Source organism: Marinobacterium sp. xm-g-59 (assembly GCF_013283315.1).
GTDB lineage: Bacteria > Pseudomonadota > Gammaproteobacteria > Pseudomonadales > Balneatricaceae > Marinobacterium_E.
Map to the genome: position 1 here is coordinate 17,875 of NZ_WBYR01000011.1, position 21,370 is coordinate 39,244.

The window sequence follows — 21,370 nt, forward strand, 5'->3', positions numbered from 1 at the left end:
CGCGCACGCAAAAAAGTAGCCACCCTAGGTGGCTAAATACTGTCAGGAAAACTAGTAGATCAGCGAGACGCTCTGATTACCAAACTGCTCGCGAAGTGATTGCATCAGGTCGTCATCAGGAGAGACAATCCACTCTGAGCCAAGCTCAATCCGACCCTTCGCCTCAGCACAGCTATAGTCAATCACAACAGGCATACCCTGCTGATAAGCGCGTGCTTTTTTCAAAGAGTCCTGCAACATTCTCAAGCTTTGTTGAGTTAACCCCTTTGCGTCGGCCTTAATCGTTAACGACTTCGCATAACGAATACGGGCATCCGCGACACTTAATACCTGCTGCCCACGCACCTTGAGGCCACCGTTATAGTCGTCTTGAGCCACCTCTCCTTCCACCACAATCACCTGATCTTTTTGAATCAGACGACGCGCTTCATCATAGGTTTCACCAAACAGACTCACATCGATACGAGCAGATCGATCATCCAAGGTTACAAAGCAGAGATTTTCGCCTCGCTTGGTCTTTTTAACACGCAGGTCGACAACCAAGCCGGCCATTTTTTGAGCTCGCCCTCTAGCCGGTTGAAGCTCTTGTAGTTTGCGAGAAACAAAGTGTTTTAATTCAGACTCATACTCATCAATAGGGTGACCCGTCACGTAAAGACCGAGGGTATCCTTCTCGCCATTCAGACGCTCTTTGTCGCTCCACTCGCGAGCATTCATGAACTGCTCGAAAGGATCGGCATCGACAACCTCTTCAGACTCACCAAACAGGTCGAACATTCCCGCATCTTGATTGCGCGCATCTTGATCGGCCGACTGCAAAGCTGCAGGTATAGCGGCCCACAACACCGCTCGATTGGGACCTAAGGCATCAACAGCACCAGAGCGTACTAAGGATTCAAGCACTCGCTTGTTGAGTTTTTTAGACCCTACTCGTTTACAGAAATCGAACAGATCTTTAAACGCTCCCGATTTCCGAGCCTCCATGATCGCTTCAACAGGACCCTCACCTACGCCTTTAACCGCTCCAAGCCCGTAGACAACCTCCTGATTTGGACCCACCGTAAATTTGAACTCACTCAAATTAACGTCGGGAAGCAGTACTTTAAGCTTCATTTGACGACACTCTTCAATGAAGATCACCACCTTGTCGGTGTTCTGCATATCAGAGGACATAACAGCAGCCATGAATGGCGCTGGATAGTAGGTTTTTAGCCAAGCTGTTTGGTAAGAGACCAATGCATAGGCAGCCGAGTGGGATTTGTTAAATCCGTAACCCGCAAATTTTTCAACCAGGTCAAAGATATTACCGGCCAGTTTTTCATCAATGCCCTGAGCGCTTGAGCCCTCAATGAAAAGATGTCGCTGTTTCGCCATCTCTTCTGGTTTTTTCTTACCCATCGCTCGACGCAGCATATCCGCTCCGCCCAGCGTATAACCCGCCATCACCTGAGCGATCTGCATGACCTGCTCTTGGTAGAGAATGATGCCGTAGGTCGGCTCCAATACCGGCTGAAGAGAATCCAGCTGGTAATCAGGGTGAGGCCAAGCCATCTCAGCGCGGCCATGCTTACGGTTAATAAAGTCATCAACCATGCCCGATTGCAAAGGACCGGGACGAAACAAGGCCACCAGTGCGACGATATCTTCGAAACGTGACGGCAAGAGACGACGAATCAAATCTTTCATACCACTGGATTCGAGCTGGAAAACCGCCGTAGTCTCTGCACGCTTGAGTAGAGCGTAGACCTCTGGATCCTCTAAATCGATCGCTTCAATTCGCAGCGGCTCTTCGCCTTCAATCTCTTTCTGTTTATTGATGGTCTCAAGTGCCCAGTCAATGATAGTCAGGGTTCTAAGGCCCAAGAAGTCGAACTTAACGAGACCCGCTTCTTCAACATCATTCTTATCAAACTGGGTCACCAAGCCCTGACCTTCAGCATCACAGTAAGTTGCCGAGAAATCGGTCAGTTTGGTTGGAGAGATCACCACACCACCGGCGTGCTTACCTACATTTCGAGTAACCCCCTCGAGTTTGTAGGCCATCTCCATAATCTCTTGAGCCTCTTCACTGCCTTCAACGAACTCGCGAAGCGCCTCTTCCTGCTCCCAAGCTTTATTGAGTGTCATTCCCACTTCAAATGGGATCAATTTAGAGAGGCGGTCAGCAAGACCGAAGGGCTTACCTTGAACACGCGCCACATCTCGAACCACCGCTTTAGCCGCCATGGTACCGAAGGTAATGATTTGCGAAACGGCATCGCGCCCATAGGTTTGAGCGACGTAGTCAATGACTTGATCTCGATTATCCATACAGAAATCGATATCAAAGTCCGGCATCGAAACACGTTCCGGGTTAAGGAAACGTTCGAACAGAAGATCGTACTCAAGTGGGTCAAGGTCGGTAATTTTAAGGACATAGGCGACCAATGAGCCGGCACCCGAACCACGCCCTGGCCCTACAGGAATACCATTCTCTTTAGCCCATTTAATGAAGTCCATGACGATCAGGAAGTAACCTGGGAAACCCATCTGGATGATGATATCCAGCTCAAACTTCAACCGCTCATCATAAGCCTTACGAATCTCAGCAAACTCTTCGGAGTTTCGATCAAAAAGAAAATCGAGGCGCTCTTCTAAACCGACTTCAGACACTCTCCTGAAGTAGTCATCCATCAACACCCCTTCAGGTATTGGGAATCTTGGCAGGTAGTAAGTTCCAAGTTCAATCTCGATGTTGCATCGTTTGGCGATTTCAACGCTGTTTTCGATCGCTGAGGGAATATCAGAGAAGAGCTCAATCATCTCCTCAGAGGATTTGAAATATTGCTGATCAGAGTAATCTCTTGGACGCGTCGGATCATCCAAAGTGCGCCCCTGGTTAATACAGACTCGCGCTTCATGAGCATCAAAGTCATCCTCGCGGACAAACATCACTTCATTGGTTGCAACGACAGGACAACCCAGCGACTGGGCAAGCTCGATACTTTTATGGATGACCGTCTCTTCATCAGAGCGCCCTGTTCTAACCAATTCCAGATAGAAGGCATCTGGAAAAAGATCCATCCAATATTGCAGACGAGCCTCTAAATCCGCCTGACCAGATAGGATCGCCTGACCTATCTCCCCACGGCGACCGCCCGAGAGCGCGATCACACCCTCAGATTTTTCTGCAATCCAGCTTTTATAGATAAGCGCACGCTCAGGGTCGAGTGACTGACCTTCGGCATAGGCTCTAGAGACCAGTTCGGTGAGATTACGATAACCCAAGCCGTTTTTAACGAGCAGCGTCAACTGGGTCGGTGGCGACTCCGGATCGGCATCATCTACCACCCAAAAATCGACCCCGCAGATTGGTTTAATCCCCGCCGCAGTGGCCGCTTTGAAGAACTTAACCAACGCATAGAAGTTGGTCTGATCGGTTAACGCAACAGCGGGCATCTGCGCCTGTGCAGCATGCTTAACTAGCTCTTTAACACGAACCAGACCATCATAGAGTGAGAACTCAGAGTGCGCACGAAGATGGACGAACGATGCGTCAGTCATTCTACTGATTCCCCTCTATTAGGCGCCTTACTGGCGCAAATGAACGACGATATTCCGGTAATACCCCGTGCTCTTGTATCAGTTGAAGATGAGCCGGCGTCGGGTAGCCTTTATGTTTGGCAAATTGATACTGCGGAAATTGTGCGTCCAATTCTAGCATTTGATGATCACGATGTACCTTAGCAATGATAGAAGCCGCACTGATCTCTGCGACTTTTGAGTCACCTTTCACTACCGCTTCAACAGAGTAAGGAATCTCGGGGCATCGATTACCGTCCACATAGACATGATCAGGCACTTGGGATAAACCCAACACCGCTCGCTTCATCGCCAGCATTGTCGCGTGCAAAATATTCAATTCATCAATCTCTTGCGGCGTTGCAACCGCGATTGACCAGCACAACGCTCGCTCTTTAATTTCAATGGACAAAGCTTCACGACGCTTTTCAGACAGCTTTTTCGAATCCATCAACCCCTCAATAGGATTGTTAGGATCGAGAATCACTGCTGCTGCAACCACATCGCCAACAAGCGGTCCTCGCCCTACTTCGTCCACACCGGCAAAGAGAGAGTGCTCAGCAAAGTTAAATTCTTGAGGCTGCATCAGCTTCTAAACTCCAATAGTGTGGATACAGCTTCTGCCGCTTGCTCATCGGCATCTTGGCGAATTAGCCCAGACAGATCAGAAAATTCCTGCTGCAGCGATTGAATGTAATGGCTATCCGTCAGACTTTGTAAAACCAGAGGCTCTAATACCTCGACCCTCACATCAGACTGAAAAATCTCGGGAACCAATGCTCTGCCTGCCAATAGGTTAGGCAGGGATACATAGGGAGTTTTTAGCATTCGAGAAATAATCGCATAACTCAGCGGGGCCATTTTGTAGGCCACCACCATAGGCGTTGAACAGAGCATCGCTTCCAGTGTTGCCGTACCGGACGAAATCAAAACTGAGTCTGCCGCCATCAAACACTCCTGCGAGGAGCCTTGAACAAGTTTAATCTTACTCTCTGCCTGAGCCTCTCGAATTAACAGGGCTATCTGCTGATAACGGGCTTCGTTAGCGGCTGGAAGGATGACCTGAAGATTGGGAATCTTACTGCAAAGCGCGAGTGCCGTTTCAATGAACGGGGGTGCCAACTTACCCACTTCAGAACTGCGACTTCCTGGCATCAGAGCCAATACGGGACTCGCATCACTCAGACCAAGAGCCGTTTTGGCTTGGCTTTGACTAATAGAGAGTGGCAGCTGAGTGGCTAATGGATGGCCAATAAACTGAGCCTTAACCTGAGTATCTTTGTAATACTTCGCTTCAAAAGGGAGAAAGCAGAGCATCAAATCAACCGACTGTTCAATCTTTTTTAGACGTTTCTCTCGCCAGGCCCAAACCGAGGGGCTGACATAGTGAACCGTTGGGATGGCACGCTCTTTTAGGACTCTCTCAAGACCTAAATTAAAGTCGGGAGCATCAATGCCAATAAAAAGATCGGGGGGTGTTTGCAACCACTTTTCTATTAACTTCTTGCGCCGTTTTAAAAGTTCGCGAAGCCGTTTTAAGACCTCCACCAGACCCATAACCGACAGACGCTCCATAGGAAACTCTGAATTAAGGCCCTGAGCAATCATTCGACGGCCTCCTACCCCCTCAAATGTGGCATTGGGATAGCGCTTCTTTAACGAACTGATCAACCCAGCGCCAAGAATGTCACCGGACTCTTCTCCAGCAACAATAGCAATCTTAATGGGTCTAGTTGAATTAACGGATGATTCCACGAGAGGAGTTACGTAGCGACTCAATCAATGGGGTCAATGCTGACTCGCCAGCTTCAAGCGACTCTAGTTGAGCGATCGCATCCGCAAGAGTAAGGTTTTTACGGTAGATCGTTTTATAGGCATTCTTAAGCGCACGGATCGACTCAGATGAGAAGCCTCGACGTTTTAGACCTTCAGCATTAATGCCGTGTGGTGATGCGGGATTACCGGTTGCAAGGGTGTAAGAGGGGATATCCTGGAGCACAACAGTACCGGCACCACACATAACATGTGCACCAATGTGACAGAACTGATGAACAGCTGTAAAACCGCCCAATATCGTATGATCACCAACATGAACATGCCCAGCTAAGGCTGCATTATTGGCCAAAATCGTATGATCACCGACAACACAGTCATGGGCCACATGGACATAGGCCATCAGAAGGTTATGACTGCCAATCTGCGTCAGGCTTTTATCCTGAACTGTTCCGCGGTGAATCGTTACGCCTTCTCGAATAACGTTGTTATCACCGATGATCAATTCAGTGGGTTCACCGGCATACTTTTTATCTTGGCAATCTTCGCCCACAGATGCGAATTGAAATATATGATTTCCGCTACCGATTTTGGTCGGGCCTTTGACGACAACATGTGATTCGATACGAGTATTTGCACCGATCTCGACATCAGGTCCGATGTAACTCCAAGGTCCAACCTCAACACCCTCTGCCAACTTAGCAGAGGGATCGATAATCGCTTGCGGGTGAATCAAAATCAGACCTTCCTATCAGCACACAGAATGGTTGCCGAGCTAACCGTTTCACCTTCAACCGTCGCTTTAACTTGGAACTTCCAGATACCGCGTTTTTCAGACAATACCAACGCTTCAAGCTGAAGGCGGTCGCCAGGCACTACTGGGCGTTTAAAACGCAGATTATCGGCACCCACAAAGTAGTAGATCGAACCATCCTGAGGTGTTTTATCCATGGTTTTAAAACCAAGAATACCGGCCGCTTGAGCCATCGCTTCAACAATCAAGACACCCGGCATGACGGGATGATCAGGGAAGTGGCCGTTAAAGAAAGGTTCGTTAACGGTCACATTCTTGTAAGCGACAATGGATTCACCGGGTGTTAGTTCTACAACGCGGTCAACCAATAGAAAAGGGTAGCGGTGCGGAAGGTATTTACGGATCTCATTTACATCCATCATATTCAGTTTTTAGCCTTATTCAGCAAGCTTTTTTACAAGCTTTTCTAGATTTTTAACGCGTTGGGACAACTCATCAAGTTGCTTAAACCGGACCACATTTCGCTTCCATTGAGCGTGAGGTTCAACCCCAGTACCCGATGAGTAAGCACCCGACTCTTTGATTGATTTACTGACCAAAGTCATCGCCGTGATGTGGGTTCGGTCGGCAATCTCTAAATGCCCCGTGACACCGCTCATACCTGCAATAGTACAATGAGAGCCGATACGAGTGCTACCCGCAATTGCAGTACAACCAGCTATGGCCGTTGACTCTCCGATCTCAACATTGTGTGCAATCTGAATTTGATTATCCAATTTCACACCATTAGCAATCAAAGTATCCGACAGAGCACCGCGATCGATCGTTGTGTTTGCACCGACCTCAACATCATCACCTAAAATCACACCACCGGCTTGGGCGATTTTTACCCAGCCCTGACCGTCATGAGCAAAACCGAACCCATCGGCTCCAATCACAGCACCAGAATGAATGATGCATCGCTTACCGATGGATACTCCTGGGTAGAGGGTTACATTCGCTTCAAGCCGTGTTGACTCACCGACCAAGACACCCTCACCTATGACCACGTTGGGACCCACATAGGCATGGGCAGCCACCTTAACTTGAGCGCCAACAATGGCACCCTCCGCAATCTGAGCAGAGGGGTCGATCTCGGCAGAAGGGTCTACTGTTGCAGTCGGCGCAATTCCAGCGACTAAAGGACCACGCCAATCAAACAGCTGCGATAACTTTGCAAAGGCTAGGTAGGGATTAGCAACGACAATAGCGCTATTGGGGACCAGATCAACGAACTCTGCACTGACTAGAACGACTTCAGCCTGAGTGTCTGGAAGCTGTTTTTGGTATTTGGCGTTGGATAGAAAAGAGAGCTGACCAGCACCGGCTTTATCAAGGGTAGACATCCCAGAGATTAGACAATCACTACCAACAAGCTCTCCACTAACGCGAAGAGCTAAATCGGACGCTTTTTCGGAAAAATCAGTCAAACCCCAGTCACTCCTGGGCATTCAGGCGTTTAATAATCTCACCTGTAATGTCGATTCTAGGCTCAACATAGATAGCCGACTGACGATTGATAATCAGCGAAATATCGCCTTCATCAATAAGCGCTTTGATGACCTGATCCAACTTGGGACGCATACCCTCTAAAAACTCTTTCTCCATAGCCGCTCGCTGCTGCTGAAGCGCTTGCAGCTGTCGCTGATACTCGCCATACACTTTCTTGAATTGGAGATCTTTTTGCTGAATCTGTTCTTGAGTCAGCAGCCCCTTATTCAACTCAAAATCAGACTGCATCTTTTTAGCCTGATTTTCTAAATCACGAACCTGAGACTCTTGCTGGGAAGTGCTTTTAACTAAATCTGCGCGAAAGGCTTCTGCAGCATTACTCGACTGAAGCGCCGCTTGGACATCAAGAACAACCATTGAACCAGCAATAGCTGAGTGCGAGATAGAGGCAAACACCCAAAAAAGCAGAGAACGAGCAATCATCAGAAGGTTTGTCCTAATGAGAATTGCACAGACTCTTTCGTATCATTTGAGCTAGCGTTCAGTGCCTGACCAAAAGAGATAGACAACGGGCCAATTGCCGTAATCCAGCTCAAACCGACACCGGCAGCAAATCGAACCTCAACAATATCAATATTGTCAGAACAGTCTGTCAAGCCAGAGCAGCTATCCGTAGTAAATACGTTACCGCCATCCAAGAAGGCAATGGTACGAATCGATGAATCTTCATCTAAAAATGGCGCAGGGAAAATTAGCTCTGCAGAGCCTGACAGGAGAATGTTTCCTCCTATTGGGTCATCACCATCTTTAGGGCCTAAAGAGTTATTAGCAAAACCGCGAACGGTTCTTAACCCACCGGCAAAATAGCGTTGAAAGAAGGGGTAAGGGTTACTGTCCAATGAGCCTGCGAAACCATTACGAGTCTTAAGTCCAAACACCCAGGTTTGATCTCGGTTAAGCGGTTGATAGTAACGACCTGTGTAACTGGCTTTGTAGTAAGCAAGGTCACCACCTGGCACAGCAACATCCAATCGAACATCGTGAAGGTAACCATCCGTTGGGAAAAAGGCATTATTCAGGTGGTTATTGCGCCAACGGCCGTTCAGGTTATAAGTTAAGTACGAAGAACCTGCTGAGGTAACAAACTCGTCAATAATGTCAGGTCGCGTTGAAACAGACTCATTAATGTTTACATCCGTTGAATCCAAACCGACACCAAGGGTGACACGTTGGTTTTCATCGATCGGGTAACCAAAATTCACTGAGGCACCAACCTCATTGGTATTGTAATCAGAGAGATCATCATTACCGAAATCTCTTGTACGGTAATAGACATCATAGCCACGCCCTACCCCATCAAGAGTGTAGTAGGGATCATTAAAGCTGAATGTGTACTGAGTTAGAATTTGAGAGTTATTAAAAGCAAAGCCAAACTCTGTACCGGTTCCCAAGAAGTTATCTTGTTGAAGGCCGACATCAAACAAAATACCTTCAGCGCTGGAGTAGCCAACGCCAGCGTTGATTTGCCCTAGTGATTGCTCTTCAACAGAAAACTGAAGGTCAACCTGATCATCTGCACTAGCAACTCTCAATGTTTTAATATCAACTTTGCTAAAAAAGCCCAAACGATCAAGGCGGGTTTTGGATCGTTCAATCGCATCTGCACTAGCAACACTGCCCTCCATCTGCGGTAACTCACGACGGATTACCTCGTCAGCCGTCATCGCGTTACCACGAATCTCGATACGACGAACCGTTACCAACTTACCCGGCTCAACATAGAATTTGAGCGCCACACCACCTTGGTCATCAACTTCAGGTATGGCGTTTGACTTAGCAAAAAGATAGCCGGAATCACCCAACTCTTTTTGAATGAGGTTATTTGTCTCAACCACCAACTTTCTAGAAAACAGATCGCCTGTTTTCATCTGAAGGTGTTTAGTAAGCTCAGACTTATCAACACCGAACTCACCAACAACATCGATATCAGTGTACTTATACTGCTGACCCTCTGTCAGACTGATGGTAACAAAGACCTGCTTCTGATCAGGGCTAATAGAGACATCAGATGAGTTGATATCAAACTTAACGAAACCGCGATCCAAGTAGTAGGAACGAAGTCTTTCGATATCAGCACTTAACTTCTCTCGAGCGTATTTATCATTATCAGTCCACCATGAGAAGAGATTGGTTGTTCCCAAATCAAACAGACCCAACAGCTCTTCATCAGAGAAAGCCGAATTACCAATGATATTAATTTTTTGTACTACCGCAGTTTCACCCTCAGTGACTTTTATATTGAGGGCTACACGATTACCATCTAGCTGCTCAACATCCGTGTTGATTTCAGCGGTATAGCGACCTGCCTGGTTGTATACTTGAAGCAGATCGAGACGAATTTGATCAAGAGCTGAACGACGAAACACGTCTCCCTCTTCAAGGCCTGATCGTTTGAGGGCAGCCATTAACTGCTCGTCTTTGATCAGATCGTTACCTTCAAGACGAATCAGCGCAACGGACGGGCGCTCTTTAACTCGAACAATCAACACACCTTGATCTTTGAGTAGCTCTACATCATCAAAATAACCGGATTCGAACAGATCTTTTGTCGCATCATTGAGAGCTCGTTGATCGACAAGATCACCACGATTAATCGGAAAATTTCGGAATACAATGGCTGGATCAACCTGCTGCAAACCTTCGATACGAATGTCATCGACGGCAAAATCACTGGCAATAGCATGGACCGAGAAGATAAGTCCTAACAGTGATAAGAGTGTGAAGCGTTTCATCCAGTGATTCCTCTAGTACGCTTAAAGACGCGCTAAATCGTTAAAAAATGCAATGGCCATCAAACTAAACAACAGCGCCATACCCAACCTCATTCCGAAAGCTTGGGTACGCTCGCTGACAGGACGACCTCGAATCAGTTCTACAAAATAGTACACTAAATGACCGCCATCTAGCATCGGAATTGGTAAAAGATTTAGCACACCCAAACTGATGCTGAGATAGGCCAAAAAACTGATAAAGGATTCCAACCCTGATGATGCCGAAGCGCCGGCCACCTTAGCGATCGTAATTGGGCCACTCAGATTTTTCACTGAAATGACACCAACGATCATCTTCTTGATCGAGTCCAGCGTCAGTCCAATCATCTGAACGGTCTTTTCGTAGGCACTCACTAGAGCATCCACCGGCCCCTGAGAGAGATCCCTTAACATATCCTCTGGCCACTGAGGGACGACAACGCCGGCACCGATATAGCCAACTAAGGCATCACTGCCGGGTCTTAGGCCGGGTCTTACAATCACCTCTTCGGACTGTTCATCACGAACAATTTCAAATCGAAGATCGGTATCGTAAGAAGCTTGCACTTTGCCAACCAAAGCCATCCAGTTATCGATAGGCGTATCGTCAATGCTGACGACCCTATCGCCCTCTTGCAGACCTGCTTTATAAGCTGGGCCATCAGGAGAGATTTGACCTATAACGGCAGGCACTTCTGGCTGCCAGGGTGACAAGCCAAAGGCTCGAAGTGGCGAAGTGGTCTCTAGATCAACATCCCAAGTTTGCAGATCAGCCGAGTAGTTTCTTAACCAACCAGAATTAGGTTCACCTGCACGAAGAGTTAATACACCTGTCTCACCCACTCGTGCTGCCAACGCTAAATTGATCTCCTCCCATGAGAGCACTTCTCGCCCGTCAATCTCAGCGATCTCATAATTGGGCTGAAGACCAGCTTGCTCTGCAAGCGAGTCAGGTGCAACGGCGCCAACGACAGGTTTTACAACCGTCACCCCCCATATGAATAGGAACCAATACGCAAAGAGGGCAAAGATCAAATTAACAAACGGGCCTGCTGCAACGATCGCGATTCGCTGATAGACGCTTTTGTTGTTGAACGCTTGAGATTTGAGCTCATCTGGAACCGGTCCTTCACGCTCATCGAGCATTCGAACATAGCCACCTAAAGGGATGGAGGCGACAGCATACTCAGTGCCATCTTTGCCCTTACGCATCCAGATAGGTTTACCAAAGCCGACAGAGAAGCGCAGTACCTTAACGCCACAACGACGAGCTACCCAGTAGTGACCCCACTCGTGAATTGTGACCAGTATGCCAAGTGTTATAAGAAGAGAGAGAACCGTTTGGATAAAATCCATCACTTACCCTTAAAGAATCGGAAGCAGTTGAATTCCTAACAAAAACAGCGGTGCAGCAGCCGTAAGACTGTCGACACGATCCAGTACGCCACCATGACCTGGCAGGATCACACCACTGTCTTTGATACCACGTTCACGCTTAAACATGCTCTCAAACAGATCGCCAAATACAGAGACAACCACCACCAAAGCAGAGAGCGCCATCAGCAGAATAATAGAAGTAGAAGAGAGACCTAAGACAATCGAGAATCCAAGAGCGATCATCATGGCCGCTAACAAACCACCATAAACCCCTTCACGCGTTTTGCCAGGACTAACTTTAGGTAAAAGCTTAACTCGACCAAAGCGCTTACCGGCAAAGTAGGCGCCTATATCAGCACCCCAAACCAACAAAAACAGCAGCAGTAGTAATAGATGCGCGCTCTCATGGGTTTTCAGACCCACCATCGCCACCCAAGCAGGGACTAGCACCAACAGACCGGTAATCAACTTAGTCACAGTCCCATCGATACCTAGGGTCTTTGGGTAGCGAACCACCCGAGTAATCGCAAACACCCAAAATAGCGCTGCGACAACTAATATAGGGAGCGTCAAAGCAGTAACAAATGGGTAGATCGCTGCGATTACCACTCCCACTAACGCCACAAAGAGCGCTCGCATGCGACGTGAATAGAGCGCGAAATTACCCCACTCCCAGGCCCCAATCATCATCACAAGCGCCATAACGATAGCAAACCCAGACAAAGGTAGAAGGAAAACCGAACCTAGCGCCAATGGCGCCAAAATTGAAGCGGTAATGACGCGCTGTTTAAACATGACTTTCGGCCTCCAGTTGCTCACTGGTTCGGCCAAATCGACGCTCACGCGTTTGGAAGTTATCAACCGCTTTGAGAAGCTCTTCGCGGTTAAAGTCTGGCCAGTAGAGATCGCTGTAGTAGAACTCTGTGTAAGCGAATTGCCAGATTAAAAAGTTAGAGATTCGCTGTTCACCGGCCGTTCTGATGCAGAGATCTGGCAGAGGCTGATCGGCCAGTGAGACATGCTTTGAAATAAGATCTGCATTGATATCGGTAGGTTCTAGCTCGCCCTGCTTGACCTGCTCAGCAATCTGCTGAACCGCATGAGCAATATCCCACTGACCACCGTAGTTAGCTGCAATATTCAGATTAAGCGCAGTACAGTGGGCAGTCGCTTGTTCGCCTTTTTCGATGCGCTGCTGTAGTGATTCGGAAAAACCAGACTTATCACCAATGACACGAAGACGAATATTATTTTTGACGAGTTTTTTAACCTCACGATCGAGGGCAAACTTGAAGAGATCCATCAGACCACGGACCTCTTTTTCAGGACGGCGCCAGTTCTCAGAACTGAAGGCAAAAAGAGTCAGAGATTCAACCCCTGACTCCATACAGCCTTGAATGACATCACGGACACTATCGACGCCCGCTTTATGACCGGCGAGAGACGGCAAGCGACGCTCTTTGGCCCAACGGTTATTGCCATCCATAATGACGGCAATATGGCGTGGAGCAGGACGTGTATTGACGGTGTTATCGTTATTATCGGCCATTAAAGGTCGTATCCTAATGCGCTGTGCGCGAATTTGATGGATTAAATCTCCATCAAATCCTTCTCTTTTTGAGCCAACAGCTTGTCGATCTCAGCAACGTGCTTATCAGTCTCTTTTTGAACCTGATCTTCGCCACGACGCGCATCGTCCTCTGTTATCTCTTTCTCTTTCAAAAGATCTTTAATATCACCGTTAGCATCACGACGCACATTGCGCACAGCCACTCGAGCATTCTCAGCTTCGCCACGTGCCTGACGAATATAGCCCTTACGAGTCTCCTCGGTCAGCGCTGGCATTGGCACGCGAATAACATCACCGGCTGTCGCTGGGTTAAGACCAAGATCTGATTTCATGATCGCTTTTTCGATCTCAGGAACCATGTTCTTTTCCCATGGGATGATCGACAGTGTACGCGCATCTTCAACCGTCACGTTAGCAACCTGCTGAATCGGCATATCAGAACCGTAGTAGTGGACCATCACAGAATCAAGAATGGCAGGGGTCGCACGACCTGTTCGAATTTTTTTAAACTGCTCTACAAGAGAATCAACGCTTTTTGACATACGCTGATCAGCGTCTTGAACAATCTCAGTAATCATTATTTATCTCCGTTAGCGCTGCCGCTATCGATCAATGTACCCTCGTCGCCACCTACAACTAGGTTAACAAGAGCACCATGCTTGTTCATATTGAAAACGCGCACGGGCATATCGTGGTCACGGGTCAGACAGATTGCTGTCATATCCATCACACCCAGCTGACGCTCAAGCACCTCATCAAAACTTAGACGGTCGTAGCGCTCAGCCGTTGGATCTTTCATAGGATCCGCAGTGTAGACGCCGTCAACCTTAGTTGCCTTAAGTACCACATCGGCTTCGATCTCAATGCCGCGCAGACAGGCAGCAGAGTCGGTTGTAAAGAAAGGGTTACCGGTACCAGCAGAGAAGATCACCACATCACCTTGTGACAGGTAACGCATCGCATTTCGACGATCATAGTGATCCACAACGCCGCTCATCGGAATTGCCGACATCACTCGCGTCGCAATATTACAGCGTTCGAGTGCATCACGCATTGCAAGTGCGTTCATCACAGTGGCTAGCATACCCATATGGTCGCCAGTCACTCGATCCAATCCTGCTTCACTTAGCGCAGCGCCGCGAAACAGGTTACCACCACCAATCACTAGACCGACCTGAACGCCGATACCCACTAACTGACCGATCTCCAGAGCCATTCGATGAAGAACTTTTGGATCGATACCAAAGTTCTCTTCTCCCATTAAAGCTTCACCGCTTAATTTCAGAAGAATTCGCTTATATTTGGAGTTAGGCTTGTTTACAGGCATGGGCACCCTCGGCAGGCGATTAAAAGAAGTGTGATAAAGGTATATCGAAAACAACTAGCCCCGCAAGTCGGCAGGGCTAGTTTAGTACAGAATTAGCCTTGCAGCTGCTCTGCTACCTCTTGAGCGAAGTCTTTCTTCTCAACTTCAATGCCTTCACCAACTTCTAGACGGGTGAAACCGTTGATGTCAGTACCAGCATCTTTGATAAGTTTGCCGACAGTTGTCTCTGGGTTCTTAACGAACGCCTGTTCAACAAGGCTGTTTTCAGAAAGGAACTTCTTAACACGGCCGATTGCCATTTTCTCTTTGATCTCTTGTGGCTTACCTTCCATGTCAGGCTGAGCCATGATGATCTCTTTCTCGCGATCAAGCTCTTCCTGTGGCATATCTTCAGGCTTACACACACGAGGGTTAGCTGCAGAAACGTGCATAGCAACGTCACGAGCCACTTCAGTGTCACCACCTGCAAGAGAGACAAGACAAGCGATACGGTTGTTGCTGTGTACGTATCCAGCAACGACTGCACCTTCAACAAGAGCGATACGACGAACAGTAATGTTCTCGCCAATCTTTTGAACTAGCGCTTCACGAGCCGACTCAAGGTCACCAGCCATTAGAGCTGCAACATCTATCTGCTTATCAGCAAACGCTTTGTCAGCTACCTGGCTAACAAAACCAAGGAAACCTTCGTCACGAGCAACAAAGTCTGTTTCAGAGTTAACTTCAACGATTACACCGTAGCTGTTGTCGTCAGCAACACGAACCACAACAACACCGTCAGCAGCAGTACGGCCAGCTTTTTTAGCAGCTTTTAGACCTGAAGACTTACGTAGATCTTCAATCGCCTTATCAACATCACCACCAGACTCAGCAAGTGCTTTTTTACACTCCATCATGCCTAGGCCAGTACGATCACGCAGCTCTTTTACCATTGCCGCAGAGATATTTGCCATTTTGCAATCCTCATTTAAGAAATTAGTTAGGTAAATCTAAAAAAGGGGAGCCTGGCTCCCCCTTTTGAAAGTATGTAAGTTAAAGGTTACAAACCTAAGACTGAATTACTCAGCCGCTTGCTCTTCAACTTCAACGAATTCGCTTGCAGCGCCACCCGTTGCATCAGAACCTTCTAGGCACGCGTCTGCAACAGACTGAGCGTAGATCTGAATGGCACGTAGTGCGTCATCGTTACCTGGGATAACGTAGTCAACACCGTCTGGGTTGCTGTTAGTATCAACAACACCGATGACAGGGATACCAAGCTTGTTAGCTTCGTTGATTGCGATGCGCTCGTGATCTACGTCGATAACGAATAGAGCATCTGGAAGACCGCCCATATCCTTGATACCGCCGATAGATAGCTCAAGCTTAGCCATTTCACGGCTACGCATTAGCGCTTCTTTCTTAGTCAATTTCTCGAAAGTACCATCTTGTGCTTGAGCTTCAAGATCACGTAGACGACGGATCGACTGACGGATTGTCTTGTAGTTAGTTAGCATGCCACCCAACCAACGGTGGTTTACGTAAGGCATGCCCGCACGTGATGCTTCTTCTTTAACAACCTTAGCTGCTGCACGTTTAGTACCAACAAAAAGAATTTTGTTTTTGTTAGAAGCCATGTTTTTAACAACGTCTAGTGCGTTGTTCATAGCTGGCAGAGTGTGCTCAAGGTTGATGATATGAATTTTGTTACGCGCACCGAAGATGAACTTCGACATTTTTGGGTTCCAGTAACGAGTCTGGTGACCGAAGTGAACACCTGCTTTAAGCAGATCGCGCATATTTACTTGTGCCATTTGGTATTTCCTCTATGGGTTTAAACCTCCACACCCCCCATTTATCAACCCCTTAGGGCACCCAGACAAACGTGACGAAGTGTGTGTGTTTTAGTTTTAGTGCCGAAGCACGATTTTTGGGAGCGCAGTTTATACCATAAAGACTAACGTTTGAGAAGTAATTTTACTCCCTACCTACCTTTTAAATCGGATGTCAGGCTGAAGGCCAGACACCCAATTAAAAACCACTTAAAGATCTAGGGCGTCTGGCTTTCAGCCTGACATCCGCTTTCAAAATTACATAGCAAACTCCGGTAGACCAAAACACTACCTCCTGTACAATAAGCAGTATCAAAAACGCCTTCAATTTTCCGAAGCGCAAATCACCGATTTAAAAAGGATTCACCGATGACCATCAAGATCAAAACCGCTGACGAAATCGAAAAGATGCGAGTGGCTGGACGCTTAGCCGCCGAGGTTCTTGAGATGATCGAAGAGCATGTAAAGCCTGGCATCACAACCAATGAGATTGACCAAATTTGTCACAACTACATTATTGATGTGCAGCAAGCGATTCCAGCACCTTTGAACTACCACGGTTTTCCTAAATCCATCTGTACATCAGTCAATTCAATCGTTTGTCACGGCATCCCCAATGACAAAGCCTTAAAGAACGGCGACATTGTCAACATCGACATTACCGTGATCAAAGATGGGTACCATGGCGACACCAGCAAAATGTTCTTTGTAGGTGATGTTGCACCACATGCAAAACGCCTCTGCGAGATCACTCAAGAGTGTATGAACATGGGTATTGAGCTGGTCAAACCGGGTGTGAAACTCGGTGATATCGGCGCTGTGATTCAGAAACATGCCGAAGCAAACCACTACTCGGTGGTTCGCGAGTATTGCGGCCACGGCATCGGTGCAGAGTTCCACGAAGAGCCTCAAGTCCTCCACTACGGCAAAGCAGGAACTGGTGAAACCCTTGAAGAGGGTATGTGCCTAACCATCGAACCGATGATTAACGCCGGCAAACGCCAGGTTAAGTTAAACAAGCGTGACGGCTGGACTGTTGAAACAGCAGACCGTCGTCTCTCGGCTCAGTATGAACACACGATTTTAGTGACGGCTGATGGCCATGAAATTCTCACCCTGCGTAGTGAAGAGAAAGGCTAAATTTGATGAGTCAAGCTATCAAGCTGACACCCGTCCCCATCAATGGCATCGAGAAGTTTTTAGATATCAAACGGCTCGAACAAGAGATCAATGATGGCAACTTGACCACTGCCCTGAAAAGCGCAGTTAGACATGCTACGGAAACGATGCATGAGAGCTTCAAAGCGAAAGAGGATATTCGCAAGTTGATCTACGGTCGTGCCTGGGTGATTGACCAAATCTTACGAGTTGCCTGGCAACATTTCGATTGGCCAGACGAATCCAAAGTCTCGCTGATCGCAGTCGGGGGCTATGGCCGAGGGGAGCTACACCCCCACTCCGATGTCGACATTCTGATTTTGATCGATGGTGTTGAGGCTGAAAGTTTCGAGGAGACCATTAGCGGCTTTTTGACACTTCTTTGGGATATCAACCTGGATATTGGCTCTAGTGTGCGCACCATTGAAGAGTGCTATCAAGAGTGCCGTAATGACATTACCATCGCCACCAACTTGATCGAGTCACGCCCGCTGACAGGGGACCCATCCCTGCAACTAAAAATGTTTGAGCGCGTCACTCAGGATGACGCCTGGACAGACTCTGAATTTTTCAAAGCGAAAATGAAGGAGCAGACAGCACGGCATCAAGGCACCAACAACACCGAATACAATCTTGAACCTAACATCAAAAACTCCCCAGGTGGACTGCGCGATCTTCAAACCATCGGCTGGGTTGCCAAGAGACACTTTGGTGCCACCTATATTAGAGACTTAGTCAATCACGGCTTTTTAACGGAGTCAGAGCTTGAAACACTCAACAAAGGTGAACTCTACCTCTGGACAGTTCGTTATGCCCTGCATATGCACTCAAAGCGCCGTGAAGATAGACTGCTGTTTGATCACCAGCGCACTCTGGCTGAGTACTTTGGATACTCGGATGACAAAGGTTCGTTAGCGGTTGAACAGTTCATGAGCCGCTACTACCGTGTTGTTAAAGCGATGTCAGAATTCAACGGCATGCTACTGCAATACTTTGACGAAGTTATTCTTAGAGCCGATGTAGAGCAACAGATACAGAAGCTAAACTCACGCTTTATCGTTCGCGACAATTTTCTGGCCGTCGCACACAACAAGGTATTTGAGCAGAACCCTTTTGCCATCATGGAGTTGTTTGTTCTGATGGCACAGAATCCTGAAATTAAAGGTGTTCGTGCCTCGACGATTCGATTACTTCGAGATCACAAACACCTGATCGATGATGATTTCAGGTCTGACCTACGAAATACCAGCCTCTTTATGGAGCTACTGCGCTCACCTGAACGTGTCTCAACAGAGTTGAAGCGAATGAATCGTTACGGCATTTTAGGCCTCTATCTACCTGAGTTCGGTAATATTGTTGGCCAGATGCAACACGATCTTTTCCATATCTACACGGTTGATGCACACACGCTCAAAGTGATTCAGATGATGCGTCAGTTCCGGCACACAGAGTTTCGTGAAACCTTCCCTGTGGCTCATCGCGTAGTGAACAATCTACCGAAAATTGAGCTACTTTACGCGGCCGGCCTCTACCACGACATCGCCAAAGGTCGCGGAGGTGATCACTCAGAACTCGGCGCAGTCGATGCACTGGAGTTCTGTAAACGACACCACCTAGGAAAATGGGACAGCGCACTGGTCGCCTGGCTAGTGGATAAACACCTGATCATGTCGATGACGGCACAACGACGCGACCTTTCAGACCCTGAAGTCATTCATGAATTTGCTAGCATCGTGGGCGATGTGACACACCTGGACTATCTCTATGTGATGACCGTCGCTGACATCAATGCGACCAATAATGAACTTTGGAACAGCTGGCGGGCAACCCTGCTTCGTCAACTCTATGCCGAAACCAGGCGTGCTCTTCGACGCGGACTAGAGAACCCTCTGGGTAAAGAGGAGTTGATTGAACAGACTCAGTTTGAAGCACTGCAATCCCTTAAGCGATTGGGAGCCAAAGAGGAGCGCGTTAAAAATCTGTGGCAACACTTTGGGGATGACTACTTTTTACGCATCGACAGTCAAGCCGTTGCCCGGCACACACAGGCCATACTTGAACATGGCAACCAGCCATTGCCGGTTGTGACGCTGCACCAACACAGCTATCGCTCTCATGAGGGTGCGACGGAGATTTTCATCTTTACTGAAGATACGACCAACCTCTTCGCCGCAACGGTTGCCTCATTAGACCAGCAAAATCTCAGTGTTCAAGATGCCCGCATCATGGCAACCAATAACGGCTACACGCTCAGCATCTACATGGTGCTGGATGAGAACAATCAGCCATTGAATGACAATCCAGACTACCAAAAAGAGATTCAACAGCAGTTGGTCGATGAACTGGATGATCCCGCAGACTTCCCTGACATCATTCATCGAAGAGTACCGAGGCAGCTTAAACTGTTTCCGATCAAAACCAGTGCTTCAGTACACACCGATCCCAATCTGAAACAGACCGTACTTGAGGTATTCACAGCGGACCGCCCTGGTCTACTCTCTCGAATCGGACGTATCTTTGCGCAGTTTGAGATCAATGTTCACAACGCCAAGATCGCCAACATCGCCGAGCGCGTTGAGGATTTTTTCTATTTAACCAATGCCAACAATCAGCCGATTACTGATCCAGAAATCTGTGAGCAACTCACCAGTGAGATCTGTAAAGAGCTTGATCAGCATATGCAGTAAGGAACCGAGATGGAACAACAGACTAAAACAGAAATCGAAGCGGCGGTATTTCGCCGTCTAGTGGAGCATTTAGACAACCACAAAGAGGTTCAGAACATCGACCTGATGAACCTAGCCTCTTTCTGCCGAAACTGTCTCTCTAAGTGGTATGTTGCAGCGGCTGAAGAGCGCGGCAAGAGCGTTGATTATGAGCAAGCGCGAGAGCTTGTCTACGGCGAACCTTATGCTGATTGGAAAGTGAAGTACCAAAAAGAGGCCAGCGCAGACCAGTTGAGCAAGTTCAACGAAGTCACCGGCGCTAAGTAATCTTTTTATATCCAGGTGCTCAACCGAGCACCATCTTCTTTTTTACATTTCCGTACCACGAATCCAGATCTCTACTCGGCGATTCTGTGCACGCCCCTCTTCTGTCTCATTAGAAGCCAGCGGATAGCGCTCACCAAAACCGCGAGCCGCGATACGAAGAGCATCCACACCTACCTGTCTTAAATAGTTAGAAACAGCAGCCGCACGTCTTTCAGAGAGCATCTGGTTGTATTCAAATGACCCAGTCGAGTCGGTGTAACCATCCACATTAATGCTGGTCTTTTCAAACTTCGCCAACACTTTAGCGACTGAATCCAAAACCGGATAAAAGGCGTTATCAAAACGCTCATTGTCCACAGCAAAGGTGATATTACTTGGCATAACCAGGCGAATCTCATCACCCACTCGCTCGACGCGCACACCCGTCCCTTCAAGCTCTTGACGCAGTAGCATCTCTTGCTGATCCATGTAGTAACCGACACCTGAACCAACAGCACCACCTAGGGCTGCACCAATCAGTGCACCTTCGGCACGATTACCTTTAGATACAATGGCACCCAGTACAGCACCCGCTGCTGCGCCAATACCGGCACCGCTAGTCGCATTGGCTGTTTTAGTTTGCTGTGTATAGGGATCAATTGTTTGACACCCAACCAGAGCACAACATACCGCTATCGAGAGTATTGAACCTTTCATCAAATTCCTCTTACATCTCTTAAATTCATCCTTTTCTATGCTCAGTGTA

The 21,370-nt window shown here is 47.9% G+C and carries 19 protein-coding genes; 3 read left to right on the plus strand and 16 right to left on the minus strand.

Annotated features, from left to right (window positions below; genetic code table 11):
- Positions 1-51: 51 nt before the first annotated feature.
- The 15 genes from dnaE to rpsB all read right to left on the minus strand — a co-directional run bounded on the left by dnaE (position 52) and on the right by rpsB (position 16,456).
- The gene (dnaE, locus tag XMG59_RS10455; protein ID WP_173481443.1) at positions 52-3,543 is read right to left on the minus strand and encodes a DNA polymerase III subunit alpha; all 3,492 of its coding nucleotides are present in this window, start codon (positions 3,541-3,543) and stop codon (positions 52-54) included.
- A 1-nt stretch (position 3,544) separates the two neighbouring features.
- Entirely contained in the window at positions 3,545-4,147 is a 603-nt protein-coding gene (gene rnhB / locus XMG59_RS10460) for a ribonuclease HII (protein WP_173483414.1), read from the minus strand.
- A complete protein-coding gene (lpxB, locus tag XMG59_RS10465; protein WP_217363613.1) occupies positions 4,147-5,340 on the minus strand; it encodes a lipid-A-disaccharide synthase in 1,194 nt (397 codons plus the stop codon). The genes rnhB and lpxB overlap by 1 nt, the downstream gene beginning before the upstream one ends.
- Positions 5,300-6,070, minus strand: a complete 771-nt coding sequence (gene lpxA / locus XMG59_RS10470) for an acyl-ACP--UDP-N-acetylglucosamine O-acyltransferase (RefSeq protein ID WP_173484531.1) — start codon at positions 6,068-6,070, stop codon at positions 5,300-5,302. Before lpxA ends, lpxB begins: the two co-directional genes overlap by 41 nt.
- A 2-nt stretch (positions 6,071-6,072) precedes the next feature.
- Positions 6,073-6,510, minus strand: coding sequence for a 3-hydroxyacyl-ACP dehydratase FabZ (fabZ, locus tag XMG59_RS10475; protein WP_173481446.1), 438 nt, complete (start codon positions 6,508-6,510; stop codon positions 6,073-6,075).
- A gap of 15 nt (positions 6,511-6,525) precedes the next feature.
- Positions 6,526-7,557 (minus strand): UDP-3-O-(3-hydroxymyristoyl)glucosamine N-acyltransferase, encoded by a 1,032-nt coding sequence (lpxD, locus tag XMG59_RS10480; protein WP_254447110.1) that lies wholly within the window; start codon positions 7,555-7,557, stop codon positions 6,526-6,528.
- 7 nt (positions 7,558-7,564) lie between these two features.
- Positions 7,565-8,062: an OmpH family outer membrane protein gene (locus XMG59_RS10485; RefSeq protein WP_173498686.1), complete on the minus strand. Its 498-nt coding sequence runs from the start codon at positions 8,060-8,062 to the stop codon at positions 7,565-7,567.
- Positions 8,062-10,371 (minus strand): outer membrane protein assembly factor BamA, encoded by a 2,310-nt coding sequence (gene bamA, locus XMG59_RS10490; RefSeq protein WP_173498687.1) that lies wholly within the window; start codon positions 10,369-10,371, stop codon positions 8,062-8,064. The genes XMG59_RS10485 and bamA overlap by 1 nt, the downstream gene beginning before the upstream one ends.
- Before the next feature lie 21 nt (positions 10,372-10,392).
- Positions 10,393-11,745 (minus strand): RIP metalloprotease RseP, encoded by a 1,353-nt coding sequence (rseP, locus tag XMG59_RS10495; RefSeq protein ID WP_173494808.1) that lies wholly within the window; start codon positions 11,743-11,745, stop codon positions 10,393-10,395.
- Positions 11,746-11,754: 9 nt separating this feature from the next.
- A complete protein-coding gene (locus XMG59_RS10500; RefSeq protein ID WP_173481451.1) occupies positions 11,755-12,561 on the minus strand; it encodes a phosphatidate cytidylyltransferase in 807 nt (268 codons plus the stop codon).
- Positions 12,554-13,315 (minus strand): isoprenyl transferase, encoded by a 762-nt coding sequence (locus XMG59_RS10505; protein ID WP_173481452.1) that lies wholly within the window; start codon positions 13,313-13,315, stop codon positions 12,554-12,556. The genes XMG59_RS10500 and XMG59_RS10505 overlap by 8 nt, the downstream gene beginning before the upstream one ends.
- 41 nt (positions 13,316-13,356) lie before the next feature.
- On the minus strand, positions 13,357-13,914 hold the full coding sequence (frr, locus tag XMG59_RS10510) for a ribosome recycling factor (RefSeq protein ID WP_173481453.1): 558 nt from the start codon (positions 13,912-13,914) through the stop codon (positions 13,357-13,359).
- The gene (pyrH, locus tag XMG59_RS10515; RefSeq protein WP_173481454.1) at positions 13,914-14,663 is read right to left on the minus strand and encodes a UMP kinase; all 750 of its coding nucleotides are present in this window, start codon (positions 14,661-14,663) and stop codon (positions 13,914-13,916) included. Before pyrH ends, frr begins: the two co-directional genes overlap by 1 nt.
- Positions 14,664-14,755: 92 nt before the next feature.
- Complete coding sequence (gene tsf, locus XMG59_RS10520) at positions 14,756-15,616, minus strand: translation elongation factor Ts (protein WP_173498688.1); 861 nt, start codon at positions 15,614-15,616, stop codon at positions 14,756-14,758.
- A gap of 105 nt (positions 15,617-15,721) precedes the next feature.
- Positions 15,722-16,456 carry a 30S ribosomal protein S2 gene (gene rpsB / locus XMG59_RS10525; RefSeq protein ID WP_173481456.1) on the minus strand — a complete coding sequence of 245 codons (735 nt, stop codon included), beginning with the start codon at positions 16,454-16,456 and terminating at the stop codon, positions 15,722-15,724.
- A gap of 387 nt (positions 16,457-16,843) precedes the next feature.
- Here rpsB and map point away from each other — a divergent pair, with 387 nt between their 5' ends.
- The 3 genes from map to XMG59_RS10540 are packed head-to-tail and all read left to right on the plus strand — an operon-like array spanning position 16,844 to position 20,625.
- Positions 16,844-17,614 carry a type I methionyl aminopeptidase gene (gene map / locus XMG59_RS10530; protein ID WP_173481457.1) on the plus strand — a complete coding sequence of 257 codons (771 nt, stop codon included), beginning with the start codon at positions 16,844-16,846 and terminating at the stop codon, positions 17,612-17,614.
- Between the two features lie 5 nt (positions 17,615-17,619).
- Entirely contained in the window at positions 17,620-20,319 is a 2,700-nt protein-coding gene (locus XMG59_RS10535; protein WP_173481458.1) for a [protein-PII] uridylyltransferase, read from the plus strand.
- A gap of 9 nt (positions 20,320-20,328) precedes the next feature.
- Entirely contained in the window at positions 20,329-20,625 is a 297-nt protein-coding gene (locus XMG59_RS10540) for a DUF1244 domain-containing protein (protein WP_173481459.1), read from the plus strand.
- A gap of 42 nt (positions 20,626-20,667) precedes the next feature.
- On the opposite strand, the gene XMG59_RS10545 is transcribed toward XMG59_RS10540, so the two are convergent.
- Positions 20,668-21,321, minus strand: a complete 654-nt coding sequence (locus tag XMG59_RS10545; protein WP_173481460.1) for an OmpA family protein — start codon at positions 21,319-21,321, stop codon at positions 20,668-20,670.
- Positions 21,322-21,370 lie beyond the last annotated feature (49 nt).